Below are 26,209 nucleotides of genomic sequence, written 5' to 3'. Positions count from 1 at the left end.
GGCTCACGGGCGGGCTCACGGGCGGGTGAGCACGGCGGCCAGGGCCGTCACCGCCGCCAGCACGATGCAGGCCGCCACCGCGACCGTCGCCCCCCGCTCCACGCCGAACGCGCCGACGACCGCGGCCACGCCGGCCGCGCCCAGGGAGGAGCCGACGTAGCGGGCGGTGTTGTTGGCGCCCGACCCCATGCTGACCCGGTGGGCCGGCACGCTCTCGATCGCCAGGTGGGTGATCGAGGAGTTGATCAGCCCGGACCCGGCGCCGCTCACCACCAGCCCGGCCATGACCAGCGGCAGGTCCAGCGAGCCGCCCACGCCCAGCAGGCCGGCGAACCCGAGCGCGGTCAGGCCGAGCCCGAGGGCCAGCCGGGCGGCGGTGCGCAGGCGTACCAGCCGGGACGTCAGCGACACCGCGAACGACGTGCTCGACCAGAGGCAGAACAGCAGGCCGGTCTGCAGCGGCGTCAGCGCGTGCGCGGTCTGGAGCACGGTCGGCAGGTAGCTGAGCAGGCCCACCACCGCCGCCCCGACGACCAGCGCGCCGCCGGTGGCGACCAGGAACACCGGCCGCCGGAACAGCTCCAGGTCGAGCAGCGGCTCCGGACGCCGGCGCTCCACCGACACGAACGCCGCCACCAGCACCGCCGCCAGCGCGAACGCCCCGACCACCACCGGACGCCCCCACCCGGCACGCCCTTCGGTGACCCCCGCGACCAGCGCGCCCACGCCCAGGCTGAGCAGCACCACGCCGGGCACGTCGAACCGGCGCGGCGCGGGGGAGCGCGACTCGGCCAGCAGCCGCGCCGAGGCCACCGCCAGGACGAGCGCGGCGGCCGACAGCACCCAGTAGGCCGCCCGCCAGCTCACCGCCGTGGCCAGCACGCCGGAGGCCAGCGGGCCGACCGCGGTGCCCAGCCCGATCATGGCGCCGTACAGCCCGGTGGCGCGCACCCGCTCGGCGCCCGAGGGGAAGGCGTGGCCGACGATGCCCAGGCTGGCGGCCAGCATCGCCGCGCTCGCCCCGCCCTGCGCCAGCCTGGCCAGCACGAACACCGGCACCGACGTGCTCAGCGCGGCCGCCACCCCGGCGGCGGCCAGCACGGCCGACCCCCAGACCAGCACCCGCCGGCGCCCGTGGTCGTCGGCCAGCCCGCCGGAGACCAGCAGCAGCGCCGACAGCCCGAGCGAGATGCCGCCCAGCATCCACACCGGCCCCGTCGGCCCGGCGCCCAGGGACGCGGCCGTCTGCGGCAACGTCACCATCGGCACGGTGTAGTTCGTCAGCACCAGCAGGGGCGCCGAGGACGCCACGGCGAGCGTGCCCGGCCGGACCCGAGTCAGTTCGGTCATTGAACTCATGCGGCGCAAAGTATCACGGTTCGGTGAATGAACTAACATGGGCCCCATGGCGCTCGGCAAGAACTACGAAGGCCAGGACTGCTCGCTGGCCAAGGCCCTGGAAGTGATCGGCGAACGGTGGACGCTCCTGGTCGTCCGCGACGCCATGTACGGCGTGCGCCGCTACGGCGACTTCCTGGCCCACCTCGACATCCCGAGGGCGGTGCTGTCACAGCGGCTCGGGGCCCTGGTCGAGGCAGGCGTGCTGGCCAGAAGCCGCTACCAGGACAACCCGCCCCGCGACGAATACGTCCTGACCGCCACGGGCCGCGAGTTGTGGGTGCCGATGCTGGCCCTGTCGCAGTGGGGCGAGCGCAACCTCGGCGGGGACGGCCCGCGCCGCCTGTTCCACCACGCCACCTGCGGCGCCCGGCTCGACCCCGTGTCCCGGTGCCCGTCGTGCGGCACGGCCGTCGGGCTGGAGGAGATCGAGGTGCGCCCCGGCCCCGGCCTGACGGACAACCGGGATGACCCGGTCAGCGTGCTGCTCAGGGCACCCCACAGGATGCTTGATCCGATCTCCTGACAAAATCGGGCGGTACCCCTCGAAAGGAGATCGCATGAGCTGGGCGGAGATCGGGTCCGAGGAGGAGCTGCGGGAACTGCTGGGCGAGGTGATGCCGAGGGCCGTGACCAAGGACCGGGTCCGGCTGCACGCGCGTGATCGCGACTGGCTGGCGGCCTCCCCGTTCTGCCTGATCGCCACGTCCGACGCCGAGGGCAACTGCGACGTCTCGCCCAAGGGCGACCCGGCCGGGTTCGTCCACGTCATCGACGACACCACGATCGCCATTCCCGACCGTCCGGGCAACCGCCGGGCCGACGGGTTCCGCAACGTGCTGCAGAACCCGCACGTCGGCCTGATCTTCCTGATCCCGGGCCGCAACGAGACCCTGCGCGTGAACGGCCGCGCCCGGCTCGTGCGCGAGGCGCCGTTCTTCGACGAGATGATCGTCAAGGGTCACCGGCCGCGGCTGGCCATGGTGGTGGAGATCGAGCAGATCTTCTTCCACTGCGCCAAGGCGTTCCTGCGCTCGCAGCTGTGGACGCCCGACTCCTGGAACCCCTCCGTCCTGCCCTCGCACGCCAGCCTGATCAAGGAGGTGCAGGTGGTCGAGGAGAGCCTGGAGCAGTTGGAGTCGTACTACGGCGAGTCCTACGCCAAGAGGCTCTACGGCTGAAACCGGACGGCCGGCGGGGGGAGCCGGTCACGTCGAGCCTCAGCGGTGCTGTGGATTCGTGCGGATTCGGGCGGGTCAGGCGGCCGGCGTCGGTCCGCCGGGGAAGCGGATCACGTTCCGGCCGCTGTAGGCCCGCAGGTCGACCACCTTGGGGTCGGTGGCCTCGGTCCTTCTGCGGCGGACCGCCGCCCGGATGTCGCGGATCTTGTGCCTGGCGATGTGCGGCGGCACCACCGCAAGCCTCTTCATGTGAGCCCCCCGTGATGTTTCTGTTACCTCTGTTATCTACCGATACAGCCGTAAGTTCGCTGTAAAGGGTAGCTAATAGGGCAACTTTCGCCCCGACGGGGTGCGTAGATCCGGTTCTGCCGACGGCTGCGGACGCCTGATGGCCGTCGATCTCGGGACTCTGACACGTTTCACGGTCTTCCCCCTTCCGGGCCGCCGCCGGCTGACGGCGGCTCGGCGGGTGCCGCCACCCGCCTTGCGCGCCAACCTAACCGGGGCTCCCGGGGCCGCTCAACGCATTTCTACCGCTTCACGCGGTCACGTCCCCGGAACCAGGCGAGCGGTCACGCCGATCCGGTTCCAGGCGTTGATCATCGCGACGGAGACGACGAGGGCGGCGAGCTGCTTGTCGTCATAGTGCTCGGCCGCCTGCTTCCACACCTCGTCCGGCACGGCCTCGCCGCGGTCGGCCAGGCGGGTCGCCTCCTCGGTCAGCGCCAGCGCCGCCCGCTCGGCCGGGGTGAAGACCGTGGCCTCCCGCCAGGCGGCGACCGACCACAGCCGCTCGTCGCTCTCCCCGGCCTTCTTCATGTCGCCGCTGTGCATGTGCACGCAGTAGCCGCAGCCGTTGATCTGGCTGGCCCGCAGCTTGACCAGCTCGATCGTGGCCGCGGGCAGGTCGCTGCCGTGCATGTACGCCTCCACCGCCAGGAACCCCCGGTACGCCTCCGGGGCGAGCTTGGCGATGTCGATGCGCTGGGTCATGGTGTTCCTCCCTGTGTCGGTCGCTTCCATGACACAGGACGAGGCGGCCCGGCGCGATGTGACAGCTCCGGGCGGGCGGATTCCTCTCAGCCCCGGCAGTTGCCCCACGAGCCGCGGCCGCCCCACGCCTCGACACGGTTGTCCGGGGTGCGCGTCCAGCCCGCGTACTTCACGCACTTCCAGCTACCGTCGATGTGGCCGGTCTCGGCGTAGAAGCGGTAACGCTGCACGTCCTCGCTGCGGCCGCCGCCGCGGACCTCGATGGAGGCGCCGGTGACCGTAGGGGTGCCGCGGAAGGCGGTCTTGATCGCCGCCACGCAGTTCTTCCCGGCGCGCTTGTCGTACATGAGGTAGACGTGCCCGAGCACCTTCCCGTCGCGCGTCTTCATCGCGCGGTGGCCGTCCTGCACCCGGTGGTAGCCCGCGCCGCAGACGCGCTCGGGCGTCTCGGGGGCAGCGGCGGCGGAGGCGGAGGAGGGGGTGGCGGCGATACCGGCGGCGACCAGTCCGGCCGCGATGACCGTGCGCGTCAGCACGATATTCCCTTCGGCGGGGGATATTAAGGACGTCGTCGATCTTTACCGAGACTTGACCGCAATTCAAGGGGGTTGGTGAATGCCGCTCATCGCGGTCTCCGCCGTCTGGGCGGTGTTCTGGGGGTCCTGGGCGGCTCTGCTGCCCGCCGTGAAGCAGGAGCTGGGCGTCTCGGCGGCGCAGCTCGGCACGGCGCTGGGCGCGGTGCCCGTCGGGGCCCTGCCCGCCATGGCGCTGACCGGCCGGCTGGCCCGCGGGCGCGAGCGCCGTGCCCTCATGGCGGCGACCGTCCTGTTCGGGCTGGCCGTGGCGGGGCTGGCCGCGGTCACCGCGTACTGGCCGCTCGTGGCCGGGCTGCTGCTGCTCGGCGCGGCCAGCGGGGCACTCGAGGTGGCGCTCAACCTGACCACGGGACGCGTCGAGCGCGAGAGCGGCCGGCGGCTCTTCCAGGTGGTGCACGCGGCCTTCCCGCTCACGGTCATCGTGGCCGCCCCGCTCACCGGCCTGGCCCGCTCGCTCGGCATGGACGTCCGGACCGTGCTGCTGGTGATCGCGGTGCTGGTGGCGGCGACGGCCCTGTCGCTGCCCGCCCTGACCGTGGGCCGCGGCCGGGCCGCCCCCTCCGGCGACCACCGCGCCTGGCGCCGGTTGTGGGGCGTCGCGCTGCTGCTCGGGACGCTGGCCGGATGCGTGCTGGTGATCGAGAACGCGGTCGAGCAGTGGTCGGTGCTGCTGCTGGAGGAGCACCGGGCCGCCACGCCCCTCATGGCGAGCCTGGCCCCCGCGGTCTACATGGCCGCGCTCACGGCCGGCCGGATCGCCGCCCATACGCTGCCGCCGGTGCCCCTGCGCGCGCTCTACCTGGTCGCCGGGGCGGGCGGCGCGGCCGGGATCGGCCTGGCCGGGCTCGGTGACGGCGTCCCGCTGTCGATGGCGGGCTTCGCCCTGACCGGGCTGGCGCTCGGGCCGCTGGTGCCCGCGCTGCTCAGCCGCTCGGCCGCCGACGACCCGACCGGGACGCTGGTGTGGGGCGTCTCGACGGTCTCCTATGCCGGGTTCGTCGTCAGCCCGCTGCTGGTGGCGGGGCTGAGCGGACCGTTCGGGCTGCCCGTCGCGCTCGCCGCGCTCGGCCTCCTGGGGCTGCCACTGCTCGTACGTTTCGTCATCATCGATGGCGACTCGGCCTGAATATGGCGTTTCGTTGGGGAAAGCGGGCCATGGTTCGGGGTATTGCCCCAGGTGATTCGGACGTGAAGAGGGGATCACCATGGCCGTCTGCGACAACTGCGGCAACGACTACGACATGGCCTTCGAGGTGCACGCGCAGGGAGCCGTGCACACCTTCGACTGCTTCCAGTGCGCGATCGAGGCCATGGCGCCGATCTGCGAGCACTGCGGCACCAAGGTCATCGGGCACGGCGTCCAGTCGGGCGAACACTGGTACTGCTGCGCCCACTGCGCCCGCGAGGAGGGCAACAAGGGCATCGTGGACCGCGTGATGGCGAGCTCCTCCGCCTGACCGGACGGCGTCAGGCCGGGCCCAGCAGCGACCGCATGCGGCTCAGGGCGCGGTCGAGCGCGTCCTGAGGCACCGGCTCGGCCAGGTCGAGGGTGATGGCGCCGTTCTTGGCCTCCCAGACGCCGGCCACCCGCCCCTCGTGCACCACGACGGGCGAGATCCAGCCCGCCTGGCGGCTGACCTTGGGCTTGAGCGGCGGCGGGACGAGCGGGGCGAGCGTCCGCGGCGCCCCCAGGATGAACTGGTCGAAGCCCGGCAGCAGGTGGACCTCCTGCGAGGGCCGGGTGGCGGCCAGGTCGTCGGCGTGCTCGGCCAGGGCGTACAAGGTCGTGCCGTCGTCGGCCCTGACCTCCACCAGCTCCGGGGCCAGCCCCTTGACCCACGCCTTGAGCACCGCCTTCCTGGCCACGCCGCCGAACAGCCAGGTGTCGAACATCTCCGGCGTGGCCGGCCCGTGGGCCCCCAGGAACGCCCGCAGCACCCGCACGCCCGCCTCCTCCTGGTCGGGCAGTACGCCCGGCCAGCCCGGCACCCCCGACCGCGGCGCGGTGAAGGTCACCTTGCCCTCGCGGGGCGGCCCGTAGCACAGCTCGCCCAGGCGGCTCAGCGGCTTGAGCAGCGCCCCCCACCCGGACGTCAGCGCCTCGCGGAGATGGGCGTCGCCGGTCAGCGCCACGATCGCCTCGACCAGCTCCTCGCGGGTCAGCGGCGCTCCCTTCAGCGCCTCGGGGACGGCCTCGATGACGGCCTCGATCTCCGCGGCCGTCACGCCGTGCCCGCGCTGCCAGGAGCCCTTCTCCCAGAAGCGCAGCGTGCTCAGCGCCGCGCACAGGCCGGCCAGCTCGTCGGCGGGCACCAGGTGCAGGGTGCCGCGCATGAGCCAGGTCTTGACCAGAACGCGATCGCTCCACAGGGCCCGGTCGATCTCACCGGGGTCGGGCCGGGCGCTCCTGACCGCCACCGCGAGCTGGGCCGAGGAGGCGACCTGCGCCTGCACCCCGCACAGCCGGCGGGTCACCGACACGGCGTCCGGCCCGTCGGCCGCCGCCACGAACTGCCGGCGCAGCCGCCAGGCGAGGATCTGCGGCCAGGTGAGCTCCATCGTCATGCGTCACTTTTACCGCTTCCCATCGACATTCCGCACACCGGGCGAAAAATGGGGATATGGGAGGATCAAGCATGCCTCTCGACGGCCACCTCCTCGCGCTGTTCGCCGTCACCACCATCGTGGCGATGATCACACCCGGGCCCGACATGCTGTTCGTCCTGGGCTGCGGGATGCGGGGCGGCCCCCGGGCCGGGCTGCTGGCCACGGCCGGGGTGGCGACCAGCGAGGCGATCCACGTCGCCGTGGCCGCCGCGGGGCTGGCCGCGCTCTTCGCGGCCGTGCCGGTCGCCTTCGCCGTCGTACGGATCGCCGGCGCCGCGTACCTGATCTACCTGGGGGTGCGGATGTTGCGGGACCGCAAGGGCGGGGTGAGCGACATGCCCGAGCCGGGCACCGGGATGCCGGGCCGCCGCGCCTACCTGAGCGGCCTGCTGACGAACCTGCTCAACCCCAAGATGGTCACCTTCACCGTCGCCTTCCTCCCGCAGTTCGTCGATCCGGGGCTGGGACGGATGTGGCTGCAGTTCGCCGTGCTCGGCGCCGTCCTGATCGCCTTCGAGTTCGTCGTGGACGGCGCGGTGAGCGTGCTGGCCGGGCGCATCGGCGGATGGCTGCGCCGCAGCGCCGTCGCCCGCCGCCGGGTGAACACGGCGACGGGCGGCATCTTCGTCGGGCTCGGCGTGAAGCTCGCCGTGGAGCGTTGAGCGCCGGTCAGCCGGTGAAGCCGATGTCCTCGTAGCGCAGGTCGTAGAAGCCGCGCGCGCCGACGTTGGCCAGCGTCTGCTTGGCCGCCACGTTCTGCGGACGCTGGTAGAGCGGCAGGACGTTGACCAGCTTCCAGATCAGCCCGTCGGCCTCGTTCGTCTGGGTGCGGGCCGCGGCCGGGTCGAGGTTCTGGGCCGCCTTGTCCATGGCCTGGTCGATCTCCGGCGAGCCGGTACGGCCGAAGTTGGCGTTCCAGGTCTTGCCGTCCGCCGAGTTCGCGTAGATCCCGTAGCTGCTCGAGATCGGGTAAGGCGTCCCGATGTAGGCGAATGGCGTGATGTCGAAGTTGCCGGGGATGACGTACTTGGTGAAGAAGTCGTCGCTGGGCACCGCCTTGATGGTGAGCTTCACCCCGATCTGGGCCAGCATGTTCTGGGCCAGCTCACCCTCCGACTTGCTGAGCTGCACCCCGGACGGCACCACGAACCGCAGGTCGAGCGGCTGCCCGTTCTTCTGCCTGACGGCCCCGTTCAGCTTCCAGCCGGCCGCGTCGAGCATCTGCTTGGCGCGTTCGGGGTTGTAGACGCCGAGACTTCCGGCGTTGTCCAGGTAACCCTCCTGGGTGTTCATGAAGAAGTGGTTGTTCAGCAGCGCGATCGGCCAGTCGAGCCCCTGCAGGTCGGACTGCGCGATGGCCTGCCGGTTGATGCCGAGCTGGATGGCCTGGCGCACGTTCACGTCCTTGAGCGGCTCGCTGGACCCGTTGAAGGTGAAGTGCCGGAAGTCGGGCCCGGCGGCCTGGCGCACCTGGGCGCCCTGCGTGGCCCTGGCCCGCGCGTAGTCGGGCGCCGACGGCCCGACGTCGATGAGGTCGAGCTCCCCGTTGCTGAACGCGCCGATCAGCGAGTCCTGCTCCGAGGCCCGGTAGATGATCTGGTCGAGCTTGGCCCGGTTGCCCCACCAGGCGTCGTCGCGGACGATCGTGATCGTCTTGGCCGTCTGGTCGAAGCCCTTGAACTTGAACGGCCCGGCGGTCACCGGGATCTTGTTCAGCCACGCGGTGTTGAAGGCCTGCGGGGTCCGGTTCGTGGCGGCCGGCAGCAGCGGCCCGAACAGCGACTGCCAGTCGCCGAACGGCTTGGCGAAGGTGACCTTCACCTCATGGTCGTCCTTGCCCCGCTCGACCTTCTCGATGTCCTGGTAGCCGGTGGCCGAGACGATGTGGAACTCGGGGTTGCGGCCGTTGAGCGCCTGCCACTGGGCCTGGTAGTCGGCCCAGGTGATCGGCTGCCCGTCCGACCACTTGGCCTTGGGGTTGAGCGTGTAGGTGACGACCTGCTTCGGGCTCTGGTCGGTGACCTTGGCGTCGAGCACGTAGTCGGTGTCGACGGTGATCTCGGCCTTCTCGTCGGAGACGAACGGCGAGGGCAGCAACGCGTTGCTGATCACGGCCGCCATCGCCAGGTTGCCGTCGACGTGGTTCCTGTTCCACTGGGTGGGGAACTCGTTGATGCCCCAGCGCAGCGTGCCGCCGTCCTTGACCTTGTCGCGCGGCTGCGGGTTGATGTCGAAGGCCTTGATGGTCTTGTGCGCGCCTTCCGTGCCGCTCGCCGAGCCGCCCCCCGAGCCGCCGCCGCCACAGCTCACCAGCGACAGCGAGCCGGTCACGGCGACGGCCACGACAAGACGTGAAGCTTTCATCGAGCGCATTCCTCCTGATCTAGACGACGTCGAGCCTCTCGGCGTAATGGCAGGCCGCGCCCTGGTCGTCGCCCACCGGCAGCACCTCGGGCTCGACGTCCACGCACAGCGCGCGCTCGTCGTGGGTGAGCACCGAGCGGAACTTCGGGCAGCGGGTGCGGAAGCGGCAGCCGGTCGGAGGGTGGGCCGGGCTGGGCAGGTCGCCTTCGAGCAGGATGCGCTCGCGTACGCGCTCGCGCGCCGGGTCGGGCAGCGGGATCGCCGACAGCAGAGCCTGCGTGTACGGATGCGCCGGAGCCCCGTAGACCGCGTCGACCTGCCCGATCTCGGCGATCCTGCCCAGGTACATGACCGCCACCCGGTCGGCGATGTACCGCACCACCGCCAGGTCGTGCGCGACGAACAGGTACGACAGCCCGAGCCTGGACCGCAGCGAGGCGAGCAGGTTGATGATCCCGGCCTGGATCGACACGTCGAGCGCCGAGACCGGCTCGTCCAGCACCAGGAGCCGGGGCTCCAGCGCCAGCGCCCTGGCGATGCCGATGCGCTGGCGCTGGCCGCCGGAGAAGTCCTGGGGGTAGCGGGCGGCGTGCGCCGGGTCGAGGCCCACCAGGGCCAGCAGCTCGCCCACCCGCCGGCCCGGCCGGCGTTCCCCGTGGGTGCGCAGCGGCTCGGCCAGGATGTCGTAGACCGTCATGCGCGGGTCGAGCGAGGCCATCGGGTCCTGGAAGACGACCTGCATGTCGCGCCGGATCGCGGTGCGCTCGGCGCCGCCCAGCCGGGCGGTGTCGCGGCCGAGCACGACCACCCGCCCCTCCTGCGGCGGGACCAGCTCCAGGATCTGGGTGAGCGTGGTGGTCTTGCCGCTGCCCGACTCGCCGACCAGGCCCAGCGTCTCGCCCCGGCGGATGTCGAAGCTGACGCCCGCCACCGCGTGCACCGTGCCGACCCGGCGCTTGAACAGCGCCCCCTTGAGCAGCGGGAAGTCCTTGACCAGGCCGTCGACCTCCAGGACCGGCTGCTCGGCGCGGACCGCGGGGGCCACGGGCTCGCCGGCCGCGTGCCGCCCGGGGCCCTGGGGGCGGACGATCTCCCAGCGGATGCACGCCGCCCGGTGGCCCGTCGCCACGTCGAACAGCGGCGGCTCGGCCGCGTCGCACTCGTGGATCTTCAGCGGGCAGCGCGGCGCGAACGGGCAGCCCGGCGGCAGCGCCGCGGGGGAGGGCGGGTTCCCGGCGATCGGCAGCAGCGGCTGACGGCCGCCGCGGTCGACCCGCGGGATCGAGGCCAGCAACCCGGCCGTGTACGGCATGCGCATCCGGTAGTAGATGTCGTCGACGTCGCCCACCTCGACCGGGCGCCCGGCGTACATGACCAGGACGCGGTCGGCGAAGCCGGCCACCACGCCGAGATCGTGCGTGATCATGATGATCGCCGCGCCGGTCTTGCGCTGGGCCTTCTTCAGCACCTCCAGCACCTGCGCCTGGATGGTCACGTCGAGCGCGGTGGTGGGCTCGTCGCAGATGATCACGTCGGGGTCGTTGGCGATGGCCATCGCGATCATCACGCGCTGCCGCATGCCGCCGGAGAACTCGTGCGGGAAGGCGAGCGCGCGCTCGCTCGGCGACGGGATGCCGACCAGCTCCAGCAGCTCGACGGCCTTGACCGCGGCGTTCTCCTTGCTCACCCGCTGGTGGATGCGGACGGCCTCGGCGATCTGGTCGCCGACCCGGTAGACGGGCGTGAGCGCCGACAGCGGGTCCTGGAACACCATCGACACCGTCTTGCCGCGGAAGCGGGTCAGCTCCCGCTCGGAGGCGCCGATCAGCTCCTTGCCGTGCAGGCGCACCGACCCGGTGACCCGGGCGCTCGGCGGCAGCAGGCCCATGACCGCGGCCGAGGTGACCGACTTGCCCGACCCGGACTCGCCCACGATGCCCAGCACCTCACCCGGGCACACCGAGTAGCTGACCCCGCGCACCGCGCGGACGTCGCCGAAGGACACGTGGAGGTCGCTGACCTCCAGGACGGGGTTCGCCGCCGGCCTCATCGCCGCGCCGCCGGGTCGAAGGCGTCGCGCAGCGCGTCGCCGATGAGGTTGACCGCCAGCACGGTGACCACCAGCAGCCCGGCCACGAACCAGAACGTCCAGGGCGCGTAGACCGCCGTGCGCGAGCCGTCGGCGATCAGCGTGCCGAAGGAGACGTCGGGCGGCTGGATGCCGAACCCGAAGTACGACAGCGAGGTCTCGGTCAGGATGGCCGCGCTGACGTTGAGCGTGGCGTCGACGATGAGCAGCGAGGACAGGTTGGGGATCACGTGCCGGAAGATGATCCGCACCGGCGGCACCCCCATGAACCGGGCGGCCTGGATGTACTCGCGCTCCTTCAGCGAGATCGTCATCCCCCGGACGATCTTCGAGGTCACCATCCACAGGAACAGCGCCAGCATGACCACGAACAGCACCCACTGCCCGGCCCCGAACAGCGGCGACATGATCGCCAGGATGAGGAACGCGGGCAGCACGAGCAGCAGGTCGGTCACCCAGCTCAGCGTCCGGTCGGTCCAGCCCAGGAAGTAGCCGGAGAAGGCGCCCACCACGGCCGCCACCGCCGTGGACACCAGCGCCGCCAGCAGGCCCACGATCAGCGACTTCTGCATGCCGCGCAGGGTCACCGCGTAGACGTCGGCGCCGGTCTGGAGCGTTCCGAACCAGTGCCGCGGCGAGGGCGGCTGGAGGAACGCAGTGAAGTCCTTGTCGGTGTAGGACCACGGGCTGAACAGCGGCCCCGCGAACGCCAGCAGGAACATCAGCGTCAGCACGGCGAAGCCGATGATCCCCTGCGGCGAGCGGAAGAAGCGCCCGGCCACCACCCGCAGCCGCGACGGCGCCCGGCCCAGGTCGGCGGTCAGCTCCTCCGCCAGCTCCTCGTCGGAGAGCGTCATCACGCCCGCACCCTGGGGTCGAGCGCGGCGTGCAGCAGGTCGGAGGCGAGCGCCGCGCACAGCACGGCCACCGCGGCCAGGAAGGAGATCGCCGCCACGGTGTTGACGTCGTTGGTGAAGATCGAGTTGATCAGCTGCTCGCCCAGCCCGTGCCAGCCGAAGATCTTCTCGGTGAAGGTGGCCCCGGTCAGCAGGGTGCCGAACGTGAAGGCGAAGTAGGTGGCCACCGGGATCAGCGCGGTGCGCAGCGCGTGCCGGGTCAGCGCCCGGCCCCTGCTCAGCCCCTTGGCCCTGGCCGTGCGGACGAAGTCGGCGCCGAGCACGTCGAGCATCATGTTGCGCTGGTAGCGGCTGAAGACCGCGACCAGGCCGACCGACAGCGAGATCGTCGGCAGGATCAGGTGTTGCAGCCGGTCGAGCACGTAGCCCCAGAACCCGGCCTCCAGGCCGGCGCTGTACTCGCCGCTGACCAGCAGCACCTGGCGGCCGAAGAGGTTGTCGTTGGCCCAGGCGGCGGCCAGGATCAGCATGTTGGCCAGCACCACGACCGGCACCGCGAGCACGACGAACGACAGGCCCGTCGAGAGCCGGTCGAACCAGCCGTACTGCCGCACCGCCGCGTACGCGCCCACCAGCACCCCCAGCAGGCTGCCGAACAGCAGCCCCAGGATGACCAGCCGGAACGTGACCCCCATCCGCCGCCTGAGGTCCTCGTTCACGGGCGAGCCGGTGACGGTCCTGCCGAAGTCGCCGTGCAGCACGCCGGACGCCCAGGTGGCGTAGCGCTGGAGCAGCGGGGTCTTGTCGTTGAGGTTGAGCGCGGTGAGCTGGGCGTCGACGACGGCGGGCGGCGGTTTCGGGGTGCGGTCGGCGTAGTTGGAACGCGGGTCGAGCGCCCCGGCCGCCAGCAGGTACGCCAGGCTCGCGGCCACGCCGACCAGCACCACGTAGTTGAGCAGCCTGCGGGCCAGGAACCCCGCCATCGTCCCCCTCCCGGATGCGCACGATAGGTAGTCATACTGCTACAGGCAGCAGCATCGTGGCGCGGGGAAATGCCAAAGAGGGGTTAACGTCCGGAAAGTTCGTCCACGGCGGTGCGCACGTCGTCGCTGGTGATCGTCGTGAGGTCGGCGGCGCTGGCCGACCCGCCGCCCGACGCGTGGGCGGCCAGGCGCACGTCGCGGCGCATGGCGGCCCGTTCGAACAGCGAGCGGGCGAAGCGGCCGTTGCCCAGGCCGTCGATCAGCCGCTCCTCGCACACCCAGGCGAACACCTCGTCGAGGTCGCGCAGGGCCTGCTCGTCGAAGGTGTCGCCGGCCTTGCCGGCCAGCAGCACCGCGATCTGCGACAGCTCGCGCGGCGCGTAGCTGGGGAAGGCCACGCGCTGGTTGAACCGGCTGGCCAGGCCCGGGTTGGTGGCCAGGAAGGAGTCCATCTCGCGCGGGTAGCCGGCCAGCACGATGACCAGCCGGTCGCGGTCGTCCTCGGCCCGTTTGAGCAGGGTCTGGACGGCCTCGGAGCCGAAGGCGTCGCCGCCCGCGTAGCCGGGGTTGACCAGGCTGTAGGCCTCGTCGATGAACAGCACGCCGCCGAGCGCCCGGTCGACCAGCTCGTTGGTCTTGATCGCGGTGGCGCCGAGGTGCTGGCCGACCAGGTCGGCCCGATGGGCCTCGACGACGTCGGGCCTGGCCAGCAGGCCGAGCGCGGCGAAGACGCGGCCGAGCACCCGCGCGACGGTGGTCTTGCCGGTGCCGGGCGGCCCGGCGAAGACGAAGTGCCGCATCTGCGGCGGCGTGGGCAGCCCGCGCTCCTGCCGCATGCGGGCCACCTGGAGCTGGGCGGCGATGGCGTGCACCTGCCGCTTGACCGGCTCAAGACCGGCCATCGCGTCGAGGTCGGCCAGCGCCTCCTCCAGCGTGGGCGTGGCCACGTAGCCGCGGAAGCGGGCGGTCAGCTCCTCGAACGCCTTGGTCACGTCGGGCGTGGTGGTGGTCACCAGGTCGTGGGTGGTCGGGGTGCCGCCGGCGCCCACCACGCGCACGTCTCTGGCCTGCGCGGCGGCCTCGACCAGGCTGCGCACGAAGCGGGCGTTGCCCAGCTCGTCGACCAGCCCGCGCCGCTGGACGTCTTCGTAGAGGCTGAGCAGGGCGCGCCCGGCGTCGGGGGCCATCGTGTCGCCCCTGCGCCGCTGGAGCACCTCGGTGATCTCGGCCAGCTCGGGGGCGGAGTAGCTGGGGAAGCGCACCCGGGTGGCGAACCTGCTGGCCAGGCCCGGATTGCTGGACAGGAAGGAGGCCATCTCCTGCTCGTAGCCGGCCAGGATGATGATCAGGCGCTCGCGGTCGTCCTCGGCCCGTTTGAGCAGGGTCTGGACGGCCTCGGCGCCGAACCTGTCGGGCTGGCCGTCGGAGGAGTTGATCAGGCTGTAGGCCTCGTCGACGAACAGCACGCCGCCGAGCGCCCGGTCGACCAGCTCGTTGGTCTTGATCGCGGTCGCGCCCAGGAACTCGCCCACCAGGTCGGCCCGCTGCGCCTCGACCACGTAGGGGGTCTCCAGCAGGCCGAACGCGTAGAAGATCTTGGCCAGCGCGCGGGCGACGCTGGTCTTGCCGGTGCCCGGCGGCCCGACGAAGACGAAGTGCCTGGTCGGACGTTCGGCGGTGTAGCCGGCCTCGGCCCGCAGCCGGGTGGCCTCGATGGAGGCGGCGATCGAGCGGACCTGCTCCTTGACCGGCGCCAGCCCGATCATGCCCTCCAGCTCGGCCAGCGCCTCCTCGACGGAGATCTGCGGCGGCGCGCCCGCCTTGTCGGCCTGCGGCTCGGGCCGCCCCTCGCGGGCCCGTACGCGCACCTGCTGCTCCTCGGCGGACAGCTCGGCCTTGGCCCGGCGCGCCTGGAGGAACCGCTGGACCAGCACGGCGACGGCCGCCAGGCAGGCGCCCCAGAGCGCGACGGCGGCCGACAGGAAGGAGAGCCCGAAGGCCAGCACCCCGGCCGGCACAAGCGCGGCCAGCGTGGTCACCCACGGCGTGACCCAGCGGATGAGGTGGGCGGCGGCGGCCACGGGCAGGGCGAGGGCGACCATCGCGTGCAGCGCCATGGAGCCCGGGGGGAAGCGCCAGGAGAACAGCGGCAGCGCCAGCACGACCCAGCCGGCCACGACCAGCGCGGTCGCGGCGGCCCGCGGGAAGCGCATGGTCAGCGCCACGAAGGCGAGCGCCAGCAGGACGAGGGGGAACGTCTTCAGCAGATCCCAGCCGAGCGCCGCGCCCACGCCCATGACGACGATGAGCAGCACGGCGTAGAGCACCCGGCGCACGGCGGGGGGAATCTGGAAATAACGCAGCCTCACCTGCTCGAACAGATCCCGCGCCGCGGCCCGCCCCGCGGCCTGGGCCCTGTCGGACTCACGCATCACGCCTCCCCGGTCCGCCCCCGGTTATACCGCACCCGACCGACGATTGGGCGGGCCTGACACGCTAGGTGGAGGTCACGAAAAGGGCGATCCGACGTCCGAGTTCGGCGCCGGCGTCCTCCTGGAGGAAGTGGCCGGCGCCGGCGATCACCGGATGGGACAGCCCGGCCGTGCCCGCGACGGCCTTGAGCATGATGGGCGCCATGCCGCCGGTGATGGGGTCGCCGTCGGAGAAGGCCACCAGGAACGGGCGGTCGAGCGTGGTGAGGATCTGCCAGGCAGCGCGGTTGGCGGGCGCGGCGGGGTCGTCGGGCGTGGTCGGCACGAGCCCGGGCAGGGCACGCGGGCCCGCTTTGTACGACTCGTCCGGGAACGGCGCGTCGTAGGCCGCCCGCACCTCGTCGCTGAGACGCGTCCGGCAGCCCGCCTGGACCAGCCGGGCGATGTCCAGCGTGGGGGCGGTGGCCACGGTGTCCCTGAAGCGGTGCCAGACGTCGGGCATGGGAATGTCACCCGAGGGCAACCCCGTGTTGGCGGCCACGATCCTGGCCACGCGCTCGGGGTGCTCGGCGGCGATCCGCAGCCCGATCAGGCCGCCCCAGTCCTGGCCGACGACGGTGACGCGGTCCAGGGCCAGCGCGTCGAACAGCAGCGCGCGGGTCCACTCGACGTGCCTGGCGTAGGTGTGGTCGGCGGGGTCCACGGGCTTGTCCGAGCGGCCGAAGCCGATCAGGTCGGGGGCGATCGCGCGCAGCCCGGCCGCGGCCAGCTCGCGCATGACGTGGCGGTAGAGGAAGGACCAGCTCGGCTCGCCGTGCAGCAGGACGACCGGCTCGCCGTCCGCCGGGCCGGCCTCGACGTAGGCCATGCGCGGGCCGTCCGGCAGGTCGGCGTGGCGGGGCTCGTAGGGGAAGTCGGGGAGGTTCGCGAAACGCTCTTCGGGGGTGCGCAGGGTCCGCATAGAACAAAACTCTATTCACCGTCGCTGGTGCCTGCCGGGGAACTCGCCGACGAGCACCTGCTTGGGGGTGACGCGCAGCACGTCGGGACCGGCCAGGGCGATGCCGCGCACCTCCACCCAGAACCGCCGCTGCAACGGGTCGGCCGCGAACACCGCCACGCGCGGGTCGGCCGCCACGCCCTCCCACGCCTCGGGCCCGGCGATCAGCCGCAGCTCGCCGGCGGAGGTGACGGACCCGGCCGCGCCCACGACCCGGGGGCCCGCGGGGTCGCCGTAGGACAGGACGAGGCTCCTGGCGTAGGAGAACGCCTGGCGCGCCTCCGGGGTCAGGGTCACCGAGGGCGCGCCGCCCATGGGCAGGTCGCACATGACGAGCGAGGCCCGCCAGGGCCCCGGCGCGCCGCGCCACCACGCGCGCAGGGCGCGGGCCGCGAACACCGCCATCGCCGCGCCGAGCGCGCCCATCCCCGCCCGCCAGGCCCAGGCCGACCCCAGCGCGCCGCCGGCCGCGCAGCCGAGGGCGGCGAGCGCCACGAGGACCCCGGCGGCCAGCAGCCAGCCGTCGCCCCCGCGGCGGGCCCGCAGCCAGGCCCGCAGCATCGGGAACGGCACCGCCACCGCGGCCACCGCGGCCCGCGGCTCGACCGCCAGCGCCCCGCCGACCAGCGGCACCAGCACCGACCAGGTCCTGATGAGCACGATCCACAACGTCACGCCGGCGTTCCTGGCCGCCGTGCGCTCGCCCGGGACGCGCGCCAGCTCGGCCAGCGCGGGCATCGGCCGCCCCCGCCACGACTCGGCCAGCACCCGGACGACCGTCAGCGCCGGCCACATCAGCACCACGATCCCGGCCAGCCCCGCCCAGACCGGATCCCGCCAGGACGGCGCCGCCGGCACCGCGCCCAGCAGCAGCCACCCCGCGAACGCCGGCACCGACAACCCCGCCGACACCACGGCCGCGCCCAGCCAGGGATCGCGCCCGGCCATGGCCGGCACGTACGCCCAGACCCCCACCCGCCGCGCCTGCCGGACGGTCAGCGGCACCAGCGCGGCCAGCGCGGCGAACCCGCACCACCGGGCCCACCCCGCGGCGTCGAGGGCCAGCGCGGCCGCCGTGACGGCGATCGTGGCCACGGCGAGCAGCAGCCGGGCCTGGCGCGCCCACACCTCCAGCGCCCGCCTGGCCCGTCCCGTCTGGCGCGGGTCGACCGGCCAGGCGGGGTCGTGGTGCGGGCGCGGACGGTCCCAGCGCAGCAGGCACAGCGCCAGGTTCACGCGGGCCTGCGGATGGGCCGGAGCCGTGGCGAGCGCGGCGCGGTAGGCCCGCCCGGCCCGCGGATGGTCGCCGCGCAGCAGCGCCAGGTCGCCGAGCAGGACCTCGGGGTCGGCCTCCTCGGGGGCGAACCGGGCGGCCAGCACGGCGTCGGCGACCGCCGCGGGCCAGCGGCCGGGGATCCGGCGGGAGATCGCGGCCAGGCGCAGGCGGGCGGACCAGGAGCCGGGCGCGAGGTCCACCGCGCGTTCGGCCGGGGGGAGGGCGTCGGCGTCGCGGCCCTGGCGTTCGTGGGCCAGGCTGATGAGGCGGCAGGCCCATTCGTCGCCGGGGTCGAGGTCGGCCGCCCGGCGCGCGGCTTCCAGCGCCGACTCGGGACGGCCCGCGTTCAGCCTGGTCAGGGCCTCGGTGCACCACTCGCGTGAGGACTTATCGGAAATATCATCTTTACCGGCACTTCCAGCGTTCCCCACGGCTCCCATGATCGGGTGACGGATGGAGGTTGGGTAGATCCGGACATATGGCTGTATCTCACTAGAGAGGTGGGGGCCGTCGCGGATCGGCCCATACCGCTATGCCGAGCGCCTGGCATGGCCTAAGCTGCCACGCAAGCCGGAGTGGAGAGCCGCGGCAGCAGAGGGCGCGAGACCGCCCCCCGCGAGTTCCCCCGCTTTCGACCGTTCTGCACGTGCAGGCCCTGGTGACCGGATCGGCCTGCAAGGAGGCCCATGACCGTCACCCAGGCCGCACCCCTCGTACGGCGTGCCGATCGCCCGCGACGGGACAACCGCTGGGCCGTCCTCGTGCTGCTCTGCCTGAGCCTGCTCCTGATCACGGTCGACGCCACCGTCCTGCACATCGCGGTGCCCGCGCTCACGGCCGCGCTCGAACCGTCCTCCGTCGAGCTGCTGTGGATCATCGACAGCTACTCGCTCGTCGTCGCGCCGCTGCTCATCGTGTTCGGCACGCTCGGCGACCGCTACGGCCGCAAGCGGCTGGTCCTGGGCGGGTTCGTGCTGTTCGGCCTGGCCTCGGCGGGAGCGGCGTTCGCGCCCACGCCGCTGACCCTGATCCTGGCCAGGGCGCTGCTCGGCGTCGGCGGCGCCATGATCATGCCGGCCACGCTCTCGCTGATCCGCCAGGTGTTCACCGACCGGCGCGAGCGGGCGGTCGCGCTCGGCGTCTGGAGCGCGGTCGCCGCGGCCGGGGCGGCGGTGGGGCCGCTGATCGGCGGCGTGCTGGTCGGCCTCTGGTGGGGCGCGGTCTTCCTGATCAACGTGCCGATCCTGCTGGTGCTGCTGCCCCTGGCCGTCCGGATGCTGCCGGAGTCGCCGCTGCGCAGGGAGCGCCCCTGGGACGCGACGAGCGCCGTGTTGTCGGTGCTCGGCCTGCTCGCCCTGGCCTTCGGGCTGAAGGAGGCCGGGTCGGGGACGCTGCTGCCGTTCTGGGCCTCGGCGCTGGTCTTCCTCGGCGGCGCGGGGCTGCTGGTCGCGTTCGTCCGCCGCCAGTCCCGGCTGCCGGCGCCGCTGCTGGAGCTGGCCCTGTTCCGGCGGCGCGAGTTCACCACCGGCGTGGCCGGCGTGCTGCTGGGCGTGTTCGCGCTGGTCGGGCTCCAGCTCATGCTGGCCCAGTACCTGCAACTCGTGCTGGGCGACAGCCCGGTGCGCGCGGCGGTCAGGATGCTGCCGCTGGTGCTGTCGGCCGTCACCGGCGGCCTCGCGGCGGCCCACATCCTGCCCAGGATCGGCATGCGGGCCACGATGAGCGGCGGGCTCGGGCTCGTCGCGCTGGCCCTGACGCCCACGCTGGGCTGGGGCGTCGAGGGCCATCCGGTGATGCTGGCGGTCTGTTTCGTGGGCATCGGGTTCGGCGTGCAGGTGGCGCTGCTGGCCGCCTCCGACACGATCATGTCCGCGGTGCCCGAGTCCCGCGCCGGCGGGGCCGCGGCCATCGAGGAGACCGCGTACGAGCTGGGCGCGGGCCTCGGCGTCGCCGTGCTCGGCACGATCACCACGCTCGCCTACGCGCCCGCCCTGCCCGCCGTGCCCGGCGTGTCGGCGGGCGGCATGGACCAGGCCAGGCAGTCGCTGGCCGGAGCCGCCCACGTCGCCCGCGAGATCGGCGGCAGCACCGGCGACGCGCTCCTCGACGCCGCACGCTGGGCCTTCGTCGGCGCCCTGCACACGACCGTGGTCGTCAGCGTCGTCCTGCTCGGCCTGACCGCCGTAGCGGTGGCCATGCTGCTCAGCCGTGATTGAGGTGTGCCGGGCCCCGGACAGGGCAGACAAACATCGTGAAACAGGCCCTGCGTGATGTCGCCGCCTTAGTCGCCCGCGTCGGCGTGGGCGGCATCTTCTTCGCCAACGGCTGGACCAAGCTGGAGGACGGGCTCACCGCCACCGGCGCGAAGTTCCTCCAGCAGGGCGCGCCCGCGCCCGGCGCGTGGGCCACGGTCACCATGCTCACCGAGCTGATCGGCGGCGCGTTGCTGATCGCCGGGCTGGGGGTCGCCGTCACCGGGCTGATCCTGTTCGCCGAGGCGCTGGGCGTCTTCCTGGTGGCCCCACCGCTCAACCCCATCAGCATGAACGAGCTGATCCTGCTCGGGGCCGCCGCCATCCTGCTCGCCGTCGTGGGCGCCGGACGGCTGTCGGTCGACCACATGGTGGTGATCCGCAGGAGGGAGACGGAGGCGGCCAACGAGTTCGCCGCCGACGCCGAGGCCGACCGGGTCATCGCCTCGCTGCGCGACGCCGACGCGCCCGCCCGCCAGTCGAAGCCCGCCGAGGACGCCGTCCCGCAGGCAGGGGAGACCGGTCAGCAGGCCGAGGAGAGCGGGCAGCAGGACGGGGACGCGCCCTCGCCCATGACGGACACCATGCCGCACCCCCGGCCCCGCACGCGGCCCGCCGGCCCGCCGGCCGCCGAGGAGCCCGCGCCGGCCCCCGTGCCCGGCGACACGCTGGTGGCGGGCCGCAAGAAGCCCGCGCCCCGCGGACGCCGTCCCTCAGCGGACGGCTGAGCGCGCGGGCACGCGCAGCGCCCCCTGGGTGAGCGCGATGGCCGCCAGGATGACCAGCGCGCCCACCGGCTGGTTCCAGGTGATCGTCTCGTCGAGCAGCAGCACGCCGGAGGCCACCGCGAACACCGGCAGCAGGTACGTCACCGTCGAGGTCGTCGTCACGCCCGCCAGGGCCTGGACCCGGTACAGCAGCAGGTAGGCCACGCCCGTGCCGAGGCCGCCGAGGCCCAGCAGGCTCCACCAGACCTCGGCGGGCGCCGCGGTGTCCACCAGCGGCACGCCCGCCACCAGCGTGATCACCGCGAGCTGGGCCGCGCCGGTCAGGAGCTGCCCCGCGGCCAGCACCACCGGCGGCTCGGACCGCCGCCCGGTGATGAAGCGCCCCATGTACGCCCCGCCGATCCCGTAGCAGAGCGCCGCCCCGAAGCAGGCCAGGCTGCCGCCGAGCTGCCCGCCCGCCATGGGCTGCCACACCCCGAGCACCACCATGACGCCGGCGAACCCGAGCCCGAGCCCGGCCGCCCGCGCGGCGGTCGCCCGCTCGGCGCGCAGCACCAGGGTGAAGGCCAGGGTGCACAGCGGCGTGGTGGCGTTCCAGATCGCGGCGACGACGGAGGAGACGTACTGCTCGCCGTAGGCGAACAGGGTGAAGGGCAGCGTGGTGAGCACGACGGAGGCGATCTGGAAGTGCCCCCACAGCCGCGGGTCGCGGGGGAGCGGCCGCCTGGTCAGCGCGAGCGCGACCAGCAGGGTGGCCGCGCCGACCGCCATGCGGCCGAACGACACCTGCAACGGGTGCAGCGCGCCCACGGCGATCTTGATGAAGAAGAAACTGTTGCCCCAGATGGCGGCCAGCAGCAGGAACGCGGGCAGCCACCTCCCCGTGGCCTCGCTGCGCACGTACGCCTCCTGTAGATGAACCATCGAGGAGCGTAGCGGTCAGAACCGACAATTGGGAGAAGTCACATGTCTGCGGTGAGCCGGGCCACCACCCGCATCTTGTTCATCGCGTCCAGCGCCGCCACCTTGTACGACTCCGCCAGCGTCGGGTAGTTGAACACCGCGTTGACCAGGTAGTCGACGGTCCCGCCGCAGCCCATCACGGTCTGGCCGATGTGCACCAGCTCGGTGGCCCCCGTGCCGAACACGTGCACGCCGAGCAGCCGCCGGTCCTCGGAGGAGACCAGCAGCTTGAGCATCCCGTACGAGTCGCCGATGATCTGTCCCCTGGCCAGCTCCCGGTAGCGCGAGATGCCCACCTCGAACGGGATCCGGTCGCGGGTCAGCTCGTCCTCCGACTTCCCGACGAAGCTGATCTCGGGGATCGTGTAGATGCCGATGGGCGGCAGCTCCCGCAGCTCGGCCACGGGTTCGCCGCAGGCGTGCTGGGCGGCCACCCGGCCCTGCTCCATCGAGGTGGCGGCCAGCGCCGGGAAGCCGATCACGTCGCCGACGGCGTAGATGTGCGGCACGGCGGTGGCGTAGTGCTCGTCCACCCGGATCCGGCCGCGGTCGTCGGCGGCCAGCCCGGCGGCCTCCAGGTTCAGCTCGGCCGTCCTGCCCTGGCGTCCGGCCGAGTACATGACGCAGTCGGCCGGGATGCGCTTGCCGCTCTCCAGCAGGGTCAGCGCGCCGCGCGCACGGCGTTCGACGGCGGCGACGTGCTCGCCGAAGCGGAAGGTCACCGCCAGGTCGCGCAGGTGGTACTTGAGCGCCTCGACGATCTCCAGGTCGCAGAACTCCAGCATGCGCTCGCGCCGTTCGACCACCGTCACCTTGGTGCCGAGGGCGGCGAACATGGAGGCGTACTCGATGCCGATGACCCCGGCGCCGACCACGACCATGGTCTCGGGCACCCGGTCCAGGTGCAGGATGGCGTCGGAGTCGATGACCGTGCGCTCGTCGAACTGCACGCTGTCCGGGCGGGCGGGGGAGGTGCCGGTGGCGATCACGATCCGGTCGGCGGTGACCTTGCGCTCCTCGTCGCCGCTGATCCCGATGGTGTGCGGGTCGAGGAAGCGTCCGGTGCCGGGCAGGAGCGTGACGTGGTTGCGGCCGAGCTGGCTGCGGATCACCTGGATCTCGCGGCCGATCACGTGCTGGGTGCGCATCCCGAGGTCGGCGACCGTGATCTCGTCCTTGACGCGGTAGCTGGCGCCGTACAGCTCGCGCTGGTTGAGGCCGGTGAGGTAGAGGACCGCCTCGCGCAGCGTCTTGGACGGGATCGTGCCCGTGTTGATGCAGACGCCGCCGATCATGTTCCGTTTCTCGACGACGGCGACGCGCCGGCCCAGCTTCGCCGCCGCGATGGCGGCCTTCTGCCCGCCGGGACCGGAGCCGAGCACCAGCATGTCGTAGTCCGCCACATCGCCCAGTGTGAGCGCGCGGGGTGACCGGCGGAAGGCCCGTCGGCGAGACTGCGCGTATGCAACGTGCATTCCGTCAGGTCGACGTGTTCACCTCCGTCCCTTATCGCGGCAACCCGCTCGCGGTCGTGCTCGACGGCCAAGGGCTGGACACCGAGGAGATGCGGCGCTTCGCCGCCTGGACGAACCTGTCCGAGACGACGTTCGTGCTGCCCCCGACCGTGCCCGGGGCCGACTACCGGGTCCGGATCTTCACCGGGGGCGGCGAGCTGCCCTTCGCCGGGCACCCCACGCTCGGCACCTGCCACGCCTGGCTGGAGGGCGGCGGCCGGCCGCGCGACGCGGCGGAGATCGTCCAGGAGTGCGACGCCGGGCTGATCCGGGTGCGCAGGACCGCCGACGGGCTCGCCTTCGCCGCGCCCGAGCTGGTGCGGTCGGGGCCGGTCGAGGAGGAGCTGGCCGAGCGGCTGGCCGAGACCCTGCGCATCGGGCGCGAGCGCATGGTGGCCGTCGAATGGGCCGACAACGGGCCCGGCTGGGTGGTGGTGCTGCTCGCCGCCGCCGAGGAGGTGCTGGCGCTGCGGCCGGGCGCGATCGAGCACATGGTCGGCGTGGCCGGGCCCTGCCCGGAGGGCTCGCCGTACGCCTACGAGGTGCGCGTGTTCGCCCCCGACGTCGAGGATCCGGTGACCGGCAGCCTGCACGCGTCCCTGGCGCAGTTCCTGCTGCGCACGGGGCGGGCGAAGGCGCCGTACACGGCGGGGCAGGGGACCGTGCTGGGCCGGGCGGGGCGCGTGCGCATCACCGCCGACGAGCGGGACGTGTGGGTCGGCGGATCGGTCGTCACCTGCGTCAGCGGCCAGGTCGCGTTGTGAAGCCGCGTCAGCGGCCAGGTCGCGTTGTGAAGCGCACCTCGTCGCCGGGCCGCAGTTGCGCCGCGACCGGCAGATCGGCCTGCCGCACCACCGCGATCACCGGGTAGCCGCCCGTGGGCGGGTGGTCGGCGAGGAACACGATCGGCTGCCCGCTCGGCGGCACCTGCACCGCCCCGGTGACCATGCCCTCGCTCGGCAGCTCGCCCTTCCTGGCCCGCCTCAGCTCGGGCCCGTGCAGGCGCACCCCGACGCGGTTGCTGTCCTGGCTCACCGCGTACGGCCCCCCGCACAGCGCCTCCAGCGCCCCGGGGACGAACCAGTCGTCCCGCGGCCCGGCGAGCACCCGCAGCACGGCGGGCGCGGGCCCCGGCGGCGGCGCCAGGTCCACCGAGATCTCCCCGGCGGCGGACCCGCCCACCGGCAGCAGCGTCCCGGCCCGCAACGGCTCGGGGCCGAGCCCCGACAGCGAGTCGGTGGACCGGCTGCCCAGCACCGGCTCGACCGCGATGCCGCCGCGCACCGCCACGTACGTGCGCAGCCCCCACTCCGGCGCCCCCAGCCGCAGCTCGCCCCCCGGCGGCACCCAGAACGGCGCCCCCATCCGCGCCTCCGCCGGCGCGCCGGTCAGCGCCGCCCACGCGCCCACGTGGAAGCGCAGCCGCGCCAGCCCGAACGTCACCTCGATGCCCGCCGCGTCCTCGCGGTTGCCCACCAGCCGGTTGGCCAGCCGCAGGCTCGGCGCGTCGGCCGCCCCCGAGCACGGGACGCCCAGATGGGCCAGGCCGGGCCGCCCCAGGTCCTGGACGCTGGCGTAAGGGCCGGGCGCGATCACCTCGATCATGCGCGCTCGAACCGCACGCGCATCCCCGGCCGGAACAGCGACGGCGGTTCGGCCGTCACGTCCCACACCCGCGTCGCCGTGCGCCCCAGCAGCCGCCACCCGCCGGGGGAGGCGGTCGGGTAGACCGCCGAGTACGGCCCCGCGACCGCCACCGAGCCGGCCGGCACCGACGTGCGGGGCGTGTCCAGCCGGGGCAGTTCCAGCACCGGGTCGAGCCCGGTCAGATAGGCGAACCCCGGGGCGAACCCCAGCCACCCGACCACCAGCTCGCGCCCGGTGTGCCGGGCGACCACCTCCTCGGCCGAGATCCCGGCCAGCGCCGCGACGGAATCGAGATCGGCCCCGTCATAGACGACGGGAATCGTCACCGCGGGCCCGGCCGGAGCTTCCGCAGCCGCCGCCCCGGGGGCCGATTCCGTCAGGGCCGCCAGCCTGGCCCGCAACCGCTCCCGGTCGGCGCCCGGCGCCACCACCAGCACGGTCTCCGGCCCCGGCACGACCTCCACGACCCCCTCGGGCCGCTCGGCCCGCAGCGCAGCGTCGAGCCGGTGTGAGGCCGCCAGCGACCCGGTCTCGACGAGCAGCGCGTGCTCCCCCGCCGCACGGATCACGCGAACGCCTGCAGGACCACTCCGGCCGCCAGCAGGTCGTTGCGCACGGCACGGGCCAGCCCGACGGCGTCAGGGGTGTCTCCGTGGACGCACAGCGACCGGGCGGAGACCGGCACCGGACTGCCGTCGACGGCCGTCACAGAGCCCTCCAGGGCCATCCTGCGGGCCCGCGCGGTCACCGCCGCGACGTCGTGGATGACCGCGCCCGCCTCGCGCCGCGGCACCAGCGCCCCCGCCGCCGTGTACGCCCGGTCGGCGAACGCCTCGCTCACCGTCGGGACGCCCGCCGCCGCGGCCACCTCGTGCACCGCCGAGACCGGCAGCGTGAGCACCGGCAGCGTCGGGTCGTAGTCGGCGACGGCGTCGATCACCGCCGCCGCCTGCACCTCGTCGCGGCAGACCCGGTTGTACAGGGCGCCGTGCGGCTTGACGTAGGAGACCCGGCCGCCCATCGCCCTGGCGATGCCGTCGACGGCCGCGAGCTGGTAGAGCACCTCGGCGCACAGCTCCTCGGGCTCCACCTCCATCTCCCTGCGGCCGAAGTGGGCCAGGTCGCGGTAGGACACCTGGGCGCCGATCGACACGCCGCGGTCGACGGCCGCGGCGCACGTGCGCCTGATCGTCACCGGGTCGCCCGCGTGGAAGCCGCAGGCGACGTTGGCGCTGGTGACGATGTCGAGCAGCGCGAGGTCGTCGCCGAGCCGCCAGATGCCGAAACCCTCACCGAGGTCGGCGTTGAGGTCGATCACCATCCCACCAT

At 73.2% G+C, this 26,209-nt stretch carries 25 protein-coding genes; 8 read left to right on the top strand and 17 right to left on the bottom strand.

Features of this window, described 5'->3' with window-relative positions; all coding sequences use genetic code 11:
- Positions 1 to 15: 15 nt before the first annotated feature.
- Entirely contained in the window at positions 16 to 1,350 is a 1,335-nt protein-coding gene (locus ACIBST_RS36115) for an MFS transporter (RefSeq protein ID WP_397178065.1), read from the bottom strand.
- A gap of 55 nt (positions 1,351 to 1,405) precedes the next feature.
- Here ACIBST_RS36115 and ACIBST_RS36110 point away from each other — a divergent pair, with 55 nt between their 5' ends.
- Both ACIBST_RS36110 and ACIBST_RS36105 read left to right on the top strand, forming a co-directional pair.
- Positions 1,406 to 1,924 carry a winged helix-turn-helix transcriptional regulator gene (locus ACIBST_RS36110; protein WP_397178064.1) on the top strand — a complete coding sequence of 173 codons (519 nt, stop codon included), beginning with the start codon at positions 1,406 to 1,408 and terminating at the stop codon, positions 1,922 to 1,924.
- Positions 1,925 to 1,958: 34 nt separating this feature from the next.
- Positions 1,959 to 2,579: a pyridoxamine 5'-phosphate oxidase family protein gene (locus tag ACIBST_RS36105; RefSeq protein ID WP_397178063.1), complete on the top strand. Its 621-nt coding sequence runs from the start codon at positions 1,959 to 1,961 to the stop codon at positions 2,577 to 2,579.
- A gap of 75 nt (positions 2,580 to 2,654) precedes the next feature.
- Here ACIBST_RS36105 and ACIBST_RS36100 read toward each other — a convergent pair whose 3' ends face one another.
- The 3 genes from ACIBST_RS36100 to ACIBST_RS36090 all read right to left on the bottom strand — a co-directional run bounded on the left by ACIBST_RS36100 (position 2,655) and on the right by ACIBST_RS36090 (position 4,108).
- On the bottom strand, positions 2,655 to 2,828 hold the full coding sequence (locus tag ACIBST_RS36100; RefSeq protein WP_352357779.1) for a hypothetical protein: 174 nt from the start codon (positions 2,826 to 2,828) through the stop codon (positions 2,655 to 2,657).
- Between the two features lie 297 nt (positions 2,829 to 3,125).
- On the bottom strand, positions 3,126 to 3,572 hold the full coding sequence (locus tag ACIBST_RS36095) for a carboxymuconolactone decarboxylase family protein (protein WP_397178062.1): 447 nt from the start codon (positions 3,570 to 3,572) through the stop codon (positions 3,126 to 3,128).
- 86 nt (positions 3,573 to 3,658) lie between these two features.
- Entirely contained in the window at positions 3,659 to 4,108 is a 450-nt protein-coding gene (locus ACIBST_RS36090) for a hypothetical protein (RefSeq protein WP_397178061.1), read from the bottom strand.
- Positions 4,109 to 4,187: 79 nt separating this feature from the next.
- Here ACIBST_RS36090 and ACIBST_RS36085 point away from each other — a divergent pair, with 79 nt between their 5' ends.
- A complete protein-coding gene (locus ACIBST_RS36085) occupies positions 4,188 to 5,294 on the top strand; it encodes an MFS transporter (RefSeq protein ID WP_397178060.1) in 1,107 nt (368 codons plus the stop codon).
- Positions 5,295 to 5,373: 79 nt separating this feature from the next.
- Entirely contained in the window at positions 5,374 to 5,625 is a 252-nt protein-coding gene (locus tag ACIBST_RS36080) for a hypothetical protein (RefSeq protein ID WP_352326656.1), read from the top strand.
- Positions 5,626 to 5,635: 10 nt separating this feature from the next.
- Here the strand turns inward: ACIBST_RS36080 and ACIBST_RS36075 are convergent, their stop codons facing one another.
- Positions 5,636 to 6,733, bottom strand: a complete 1,098-nt coding sequence (locus ACIBST_RS36075) for a winged helix DNA-binding domain-containing protein (RefSeq protein WP_397178059.1) — start codon at positions 6,731 to 6,733, stop codon at positions 5,636 to 5,638.
- A 71-nt stretch (positions 6,734 to 6,804) separates the two neighbouring features.
- On the opposite strand from ACIBST_RS36075, the gene ACIBST_RS36070 reads away from it, so the two are divergent.
- Positions 6,805 to 7,437, top strand: a complete 633-nt coding sequence (locus ACIBST_RS36070) for a LysE family translocator (RefSeq protein ID WP_397178058.1) — start codon at positions 6,805 to 6,807, stop codon at positions 7,435 to 7,437.
- A gap of 7 nt (positions 7,438 to 7,444) precedes the next feature.
- Here ACIBST_RS36070 and ACIBST_RS36065 read toward each other — a convergent pair whose 3' ends face one another.
- From ACIBST_RS36065 to ACIBST_RS36035, 7 genes are all read right to left on the bottom strand, one after another.
- Positions 7,445 to 9,139, bottom strand: coding sequence for an ABC transporter family substrate-binding protein (locus ACIBST_RS36065; RefSeq protein ID WP_397178057.1), 1,695 nt, complete (start codon positions 9,137 to 9,139; stop codon positions 7,445 to 7,447).
- 19 nt (positions 9,140 to 9,158) lie between these two features.
- Entirely contained in the window at positions 9,159 to 11,189 is a 2,031-nt protein-coding gene (locus ACIBST_RS36060) for a dipeptide ABC transporter ATP-binding protein (RefSeq protein WP_397178056.1), read from the bottom strand.
- Positions 11,186 to 12,085, bottom strand: coding sequence for an ABC transporter permease (locus ACIBST_RS36055; protein WP_397178055.1), 900 nt, complete (start codon positions 12,083 to 12,085; stop codon positions 11,186 to 11,188). Before ACIBST_RS36055 ends, ACIBST_RS36060 begins: the two co-directional genes overlap by 4 nt.
- Positions 12,085 to 13,068 (bottom strand): ABC transporter permease, encoded by a 984-nt coding sequence (locus ACIBST_RS36050; protein WP_397178054.1) that lies wholly within the window; start codon positions 13,066 to 13,068, stop codon positions 12,085 to 12,087. Before ACIBST_RS36050 ends, ACIBST_RS36055 begins: the two co-directional genes overlap by 1 nt.
- Positions 13,069 to 13,151: 83 nt before the next feature.
- On the bottom strand, positions 13,152 to 15,500 hold the full coding sequence (locus ACIBST_RS36045; protein ID WP_397178053.1) for an AAA family ATPase: 2,349 nt from the start codon (positions 15,498 to 15,500) through the stop codon (positions 13,152 to 13,154).
- Positions 15,501 to 15,564: 64 nt separating this feature from the next.
- The gene (locus ACIBST_RS36040; RefSeq protein WP_397178052.1) at positions 15,565 to 16,461 is read right to left on the bottom strand and encodes a haloalkane dehalogenase; all 897 of its coding nucleotides are present in this window, start codon (positions 16,459 to 16,461) and stop codon (positions 15,565 to 15,567) included.
- Between the two features lie 15 nt (positions 16,462 to 16,476).
- The gene (locus tag ACIBST_RS36035; RefSeq protein ID WP_397178051.1) at positions 16,477 to 18,216 is read right to left on the bottom strand and encodes a tetratricopeptide repeat protein; all 1,740 of its coding nucleotides are present in this window, start codon (positions 18,214 to 18,216) and stop codon (positions 16,477 to 16,479) included.
- Positions 18,217 to 18,462: 246 nt separating this feature from the next.
- Here ACIBST_RS36035 and ACIBST_RS36030 point away from each other — a divergent pair, with 246 nt between their 5' ends.
- Both ACIBST_RS36030 and ACIBST_RS36025 read left to right on the top strand, forming a co-directional pair.
- Positions 18,463 to 19,992 carry an MFS transporter gene (locus ACIBST_RS36030; RefSeq protein WP_397178050.1) on the top strand — a complete coding sequence of 510 codons (1,530 nt, stop codon included), beginning with the start codon at positions 18,463 to 18,465 and terminating at the stop codon, positions 19,990 to 19,992.
- A 35-nt stretch (positions 19,993 to 20,027) separates the two neighbouring features.
- A complete protein-coding gene (locus ACIBST_RS36025; protein ID WP_397178049.1) occupies positions 20,028 to 20,756 on the top strand; it encodes a DoxX family protein in 729 nt (242 codons plus the stop codon).
- Here the strand turns inward: ACIBST_RS36025 and ACIBST_RS36020 are convergent.
- Together ACIBST_RS36020 and sthA are read right to left on the bottom strand one after the other, a co-directional pair.
- A complete protein-coding gene (locus ACIBST_RS36020; protein WP_397178048.1) occupies positions 20,742 to 21,656 on the bottom strand; it encodes a DMT family transporter in 915 nt (304 codons plus the stop codon). The genes ACIBST_RS36025 and ACIBST_RS36020 overlap by 15 nt on opposite strands.
- Before the next feature lie 62 nt (positions 21,657 to 21,718).
- Complete coding sequence (sthA, locus tag ACIBST_RS36015; RefSeq protein ID WP_397178047.1) at positions 21,719 to 23,122, bottom strand: Si-specific NAD(P)(+) transhydrogenase; 1,404 nt, start codon at positions 23,120 to 23,122, stop codon at positions 21,719 to 21,721.
- A gap of 59 nt (positions 23,123 to 23,181) precedes the next feature.
- On the opposite strand from sthA, the gene ACIBST_RS36010 reads away from it, so the two are divergent.
- Positions 23,182 to 23,997, top strand: coding sequence for a PhzF family phenazine biosynthesis protein (locus ACIBST_RS36010; protein WP_397178046.1), 816 nt, complete (start codon positions 23,182 to 23,184; stop codon positions 23,995 to 23,997).
- A 7-nt stretch (positions 23,998 to 24,004) separates the two neighbouring features.
- Here ACIBST_RS36010 and ACIBST_RS36005 read toward each other — a convergent pair whose 3' ends face one another.
- The 3 genes from ACIBST_RS36005 to ACIBST_RS35995 are packed head-to-tail and all read right to left on the bottom strand — an operon-like array spanning position 24,005 to position 26,201.
- Entirely contained in the window at positions 24,005 to 24,838 is an 834-nt protein-coding gene (locus ACIBST_RS36005; RefSeq protein WP_397178045.1) for a biotin-dependent carboxyltransferase family protein, read from the bottom strand.
- Positions 24,835 to 25,449 carry an allophanate hydrolase subunit 1 gene (locus tag ACIBST_RS36000; RefSeq protein ID WP_397178044.1) on the bottom strand — a complete coding sequence of 205 codons (615 nt, stop codon included), beginning with the start codon at positions 25,447 to 25,449 and terminating at the stop codon, positions 24,835 to 24,837. The genes ACIBST_RS36005 and ACIBST_RS36000 overlap by 4 nt, the downstream gene beginning before the upstream one ends.
- Entirely contained in the window at positions 25,446 to 26,201 is a 756-nt protein-coding gene (locus tag ACIBST_RS35995) for a LamB/YcsF family protein (protein WP_397178043.1), read from the bottom strand. The genes ACIBST_RS36000 and ACIBST_RS35995 overlap by 4 nt, the downstream gene beginning before the upstream one ends.
- Positions 26,202 to 26,209: the final 8 nt, after the last annotated feature.

Source organism: Nonomuraea sp. NPDC049684 (assembly GCF_044465345.1).
Classification (GTDB): Bacteria; Actinomycetota; Actinomycetes; order Streptosporangiales; family Streptosporangiaceae; genus Nonomuraea.
This window is presented reverse-complemented; position numbering and strand designations above follow the sequence as displayed.

Bases quoted from the DNA above. Each gene is read 5' to 3' on its own strand.
- ACIBST_RS36010 (WP_397178046.1), top strand. From the start codon at position 23,182: ATGCAACGTGCATTCCGTCAGGTCGACGTGTTCACCTCCGTCCCTTAT.
- ACIBST_RS36075 (WP_397178059.1), bottom strand. From the start codon at position 6,733: ATGACGATGGAGCTCACCTGGCCGCAGATCCTCGCCTGGCGGCTGCGC.
- ACIBST_RS36035 (WP_397178051.1), bottom strand. From the start codon at position 18,216: ATGGGAGCCGTGGGGAACGCTGGAAGTGCCGGTAAAGATGATATTTCC.
- ACIBST_RS36080 (WP_352326656.1), top strand. From the start codon at position 5,374: ATGGCCGTCTGCGACAACTGCGGCAACGACTACGACATGGCCTTCGAG.
- ACIBST_RS36065 (WP_397178057.1), bottom strand. From the start codon at position 9,139: ATGAAAGCTTCACGTCTTGTCGTGGCCGTCGCCGTGACCGGCTCGCTG.
- ACIBST_RS36040 (WP_397178052.1), bottom strand. From the start codon at position 16,461: ATGCGGACCCTGCGCACCCCCGAAGAGCGTTTCGCGAACCTCCCCGAC.
- ACIBST_RS36110 (WP_397178064.1), top strand. From the start codon at position 1,406: ATGGCGCTCGGCAAGAACTACGAAGGCCAGGACTGCTCGCTGGCCAAG.
- ACIBST_RS36105 (WP_397178063.1), top strand. From the start codon at position 1,959: ATGAGCTGGGCGGAGATCGGGTCCGAGGAGGAGCTGCGGGAACTGCTG.
- ACIBST_RS36005 (WP_397178045.1), bottom strand. From the start codon at position 24,838: ATGATCGAGGTGATCGCGCCCGGCCCTTACGCCAGCGTCCAGGACCTG.
- ACIBST_RS36100 (WP_352357779.1), bottom strand. From the start codon at position 2,828: ATGAAGAGGCTTGCGGTGGTGCCGCCGCACATCGCCAGGCACAAGATC.
- ACIBST_RS36055 (WP_397178055.1), bottom strand. From the start codon at position 12,085: ATGACGCTCTCCGACGAGGAGCTGGCGGAGGAGCTGACCGCCGACCTG.
- ACIBST_RS36115 (WP_397178065.1), bottom strand. From the start codon at position 1,350: ATGACCGAACTGACTCGGGTCCGGCCGGGCACGCTCGCCGTGGCGTCC.
- ACIBST_RS36050 (WP_397178054.1), bottom strand. From the start codon at position 13,068: ATGGCGGGGTTCCTGGCCCGCAGGCTGCTCAACTACGTGGTGCTGGTC.
- ACIBST_RS35995 (WP_397178043.1), bottom strand. From the start codon at position 26,201: ATGGTGATCGACCTCAACGCCGACCTCGGTGAGGGTTTCGGCATCTGG.
- ACIBST_RS36045 (WP_397178053.1), bottom strand. From the start codon at position 15,500: ATGCGTGAGTCCGACAGGGCCCAGGCCGCGGGGCGGGCCGCGGCGCGG.
- ACIBST_RS36085 (WP_397178060.1), top strand. From the start codon at position 4,188: ATGCCGCTCATCGCGGTCTCCGCCGTCTGGGCGGTGTTCTGGGGGTCC.
- ACIBST_RS36095 (WP_397178062.1), bottom strand. From the start codon at position 3,572: ATGACCCAGCGCATCGACATCGCCAAGCTCGCCCCGGAGGCGTACCGG.
- ACIBST_RS36070 (WP_397178058.1), top strand. From the start codon at position 6,805: ATGCCTCTCGACGGCCACCTCCTCGCGCTGTTCGCCGTCACCACCATC.
- ACIBST_RS36060 (WP_397178056.1), bottom strand. From the start codon at position 11,189: ATGAGGCCGGCGGCGAACCCCGTCCTGGAGGTCAGCGACCTCCACGTG.
- ACIBST_RS36030 (WP_397178050.1), top strand. From the start codon at position 18,463: ATGACCGTCACCCAGGCCGCACCCCTCGTACGGCGTGCCGATCGCCCG.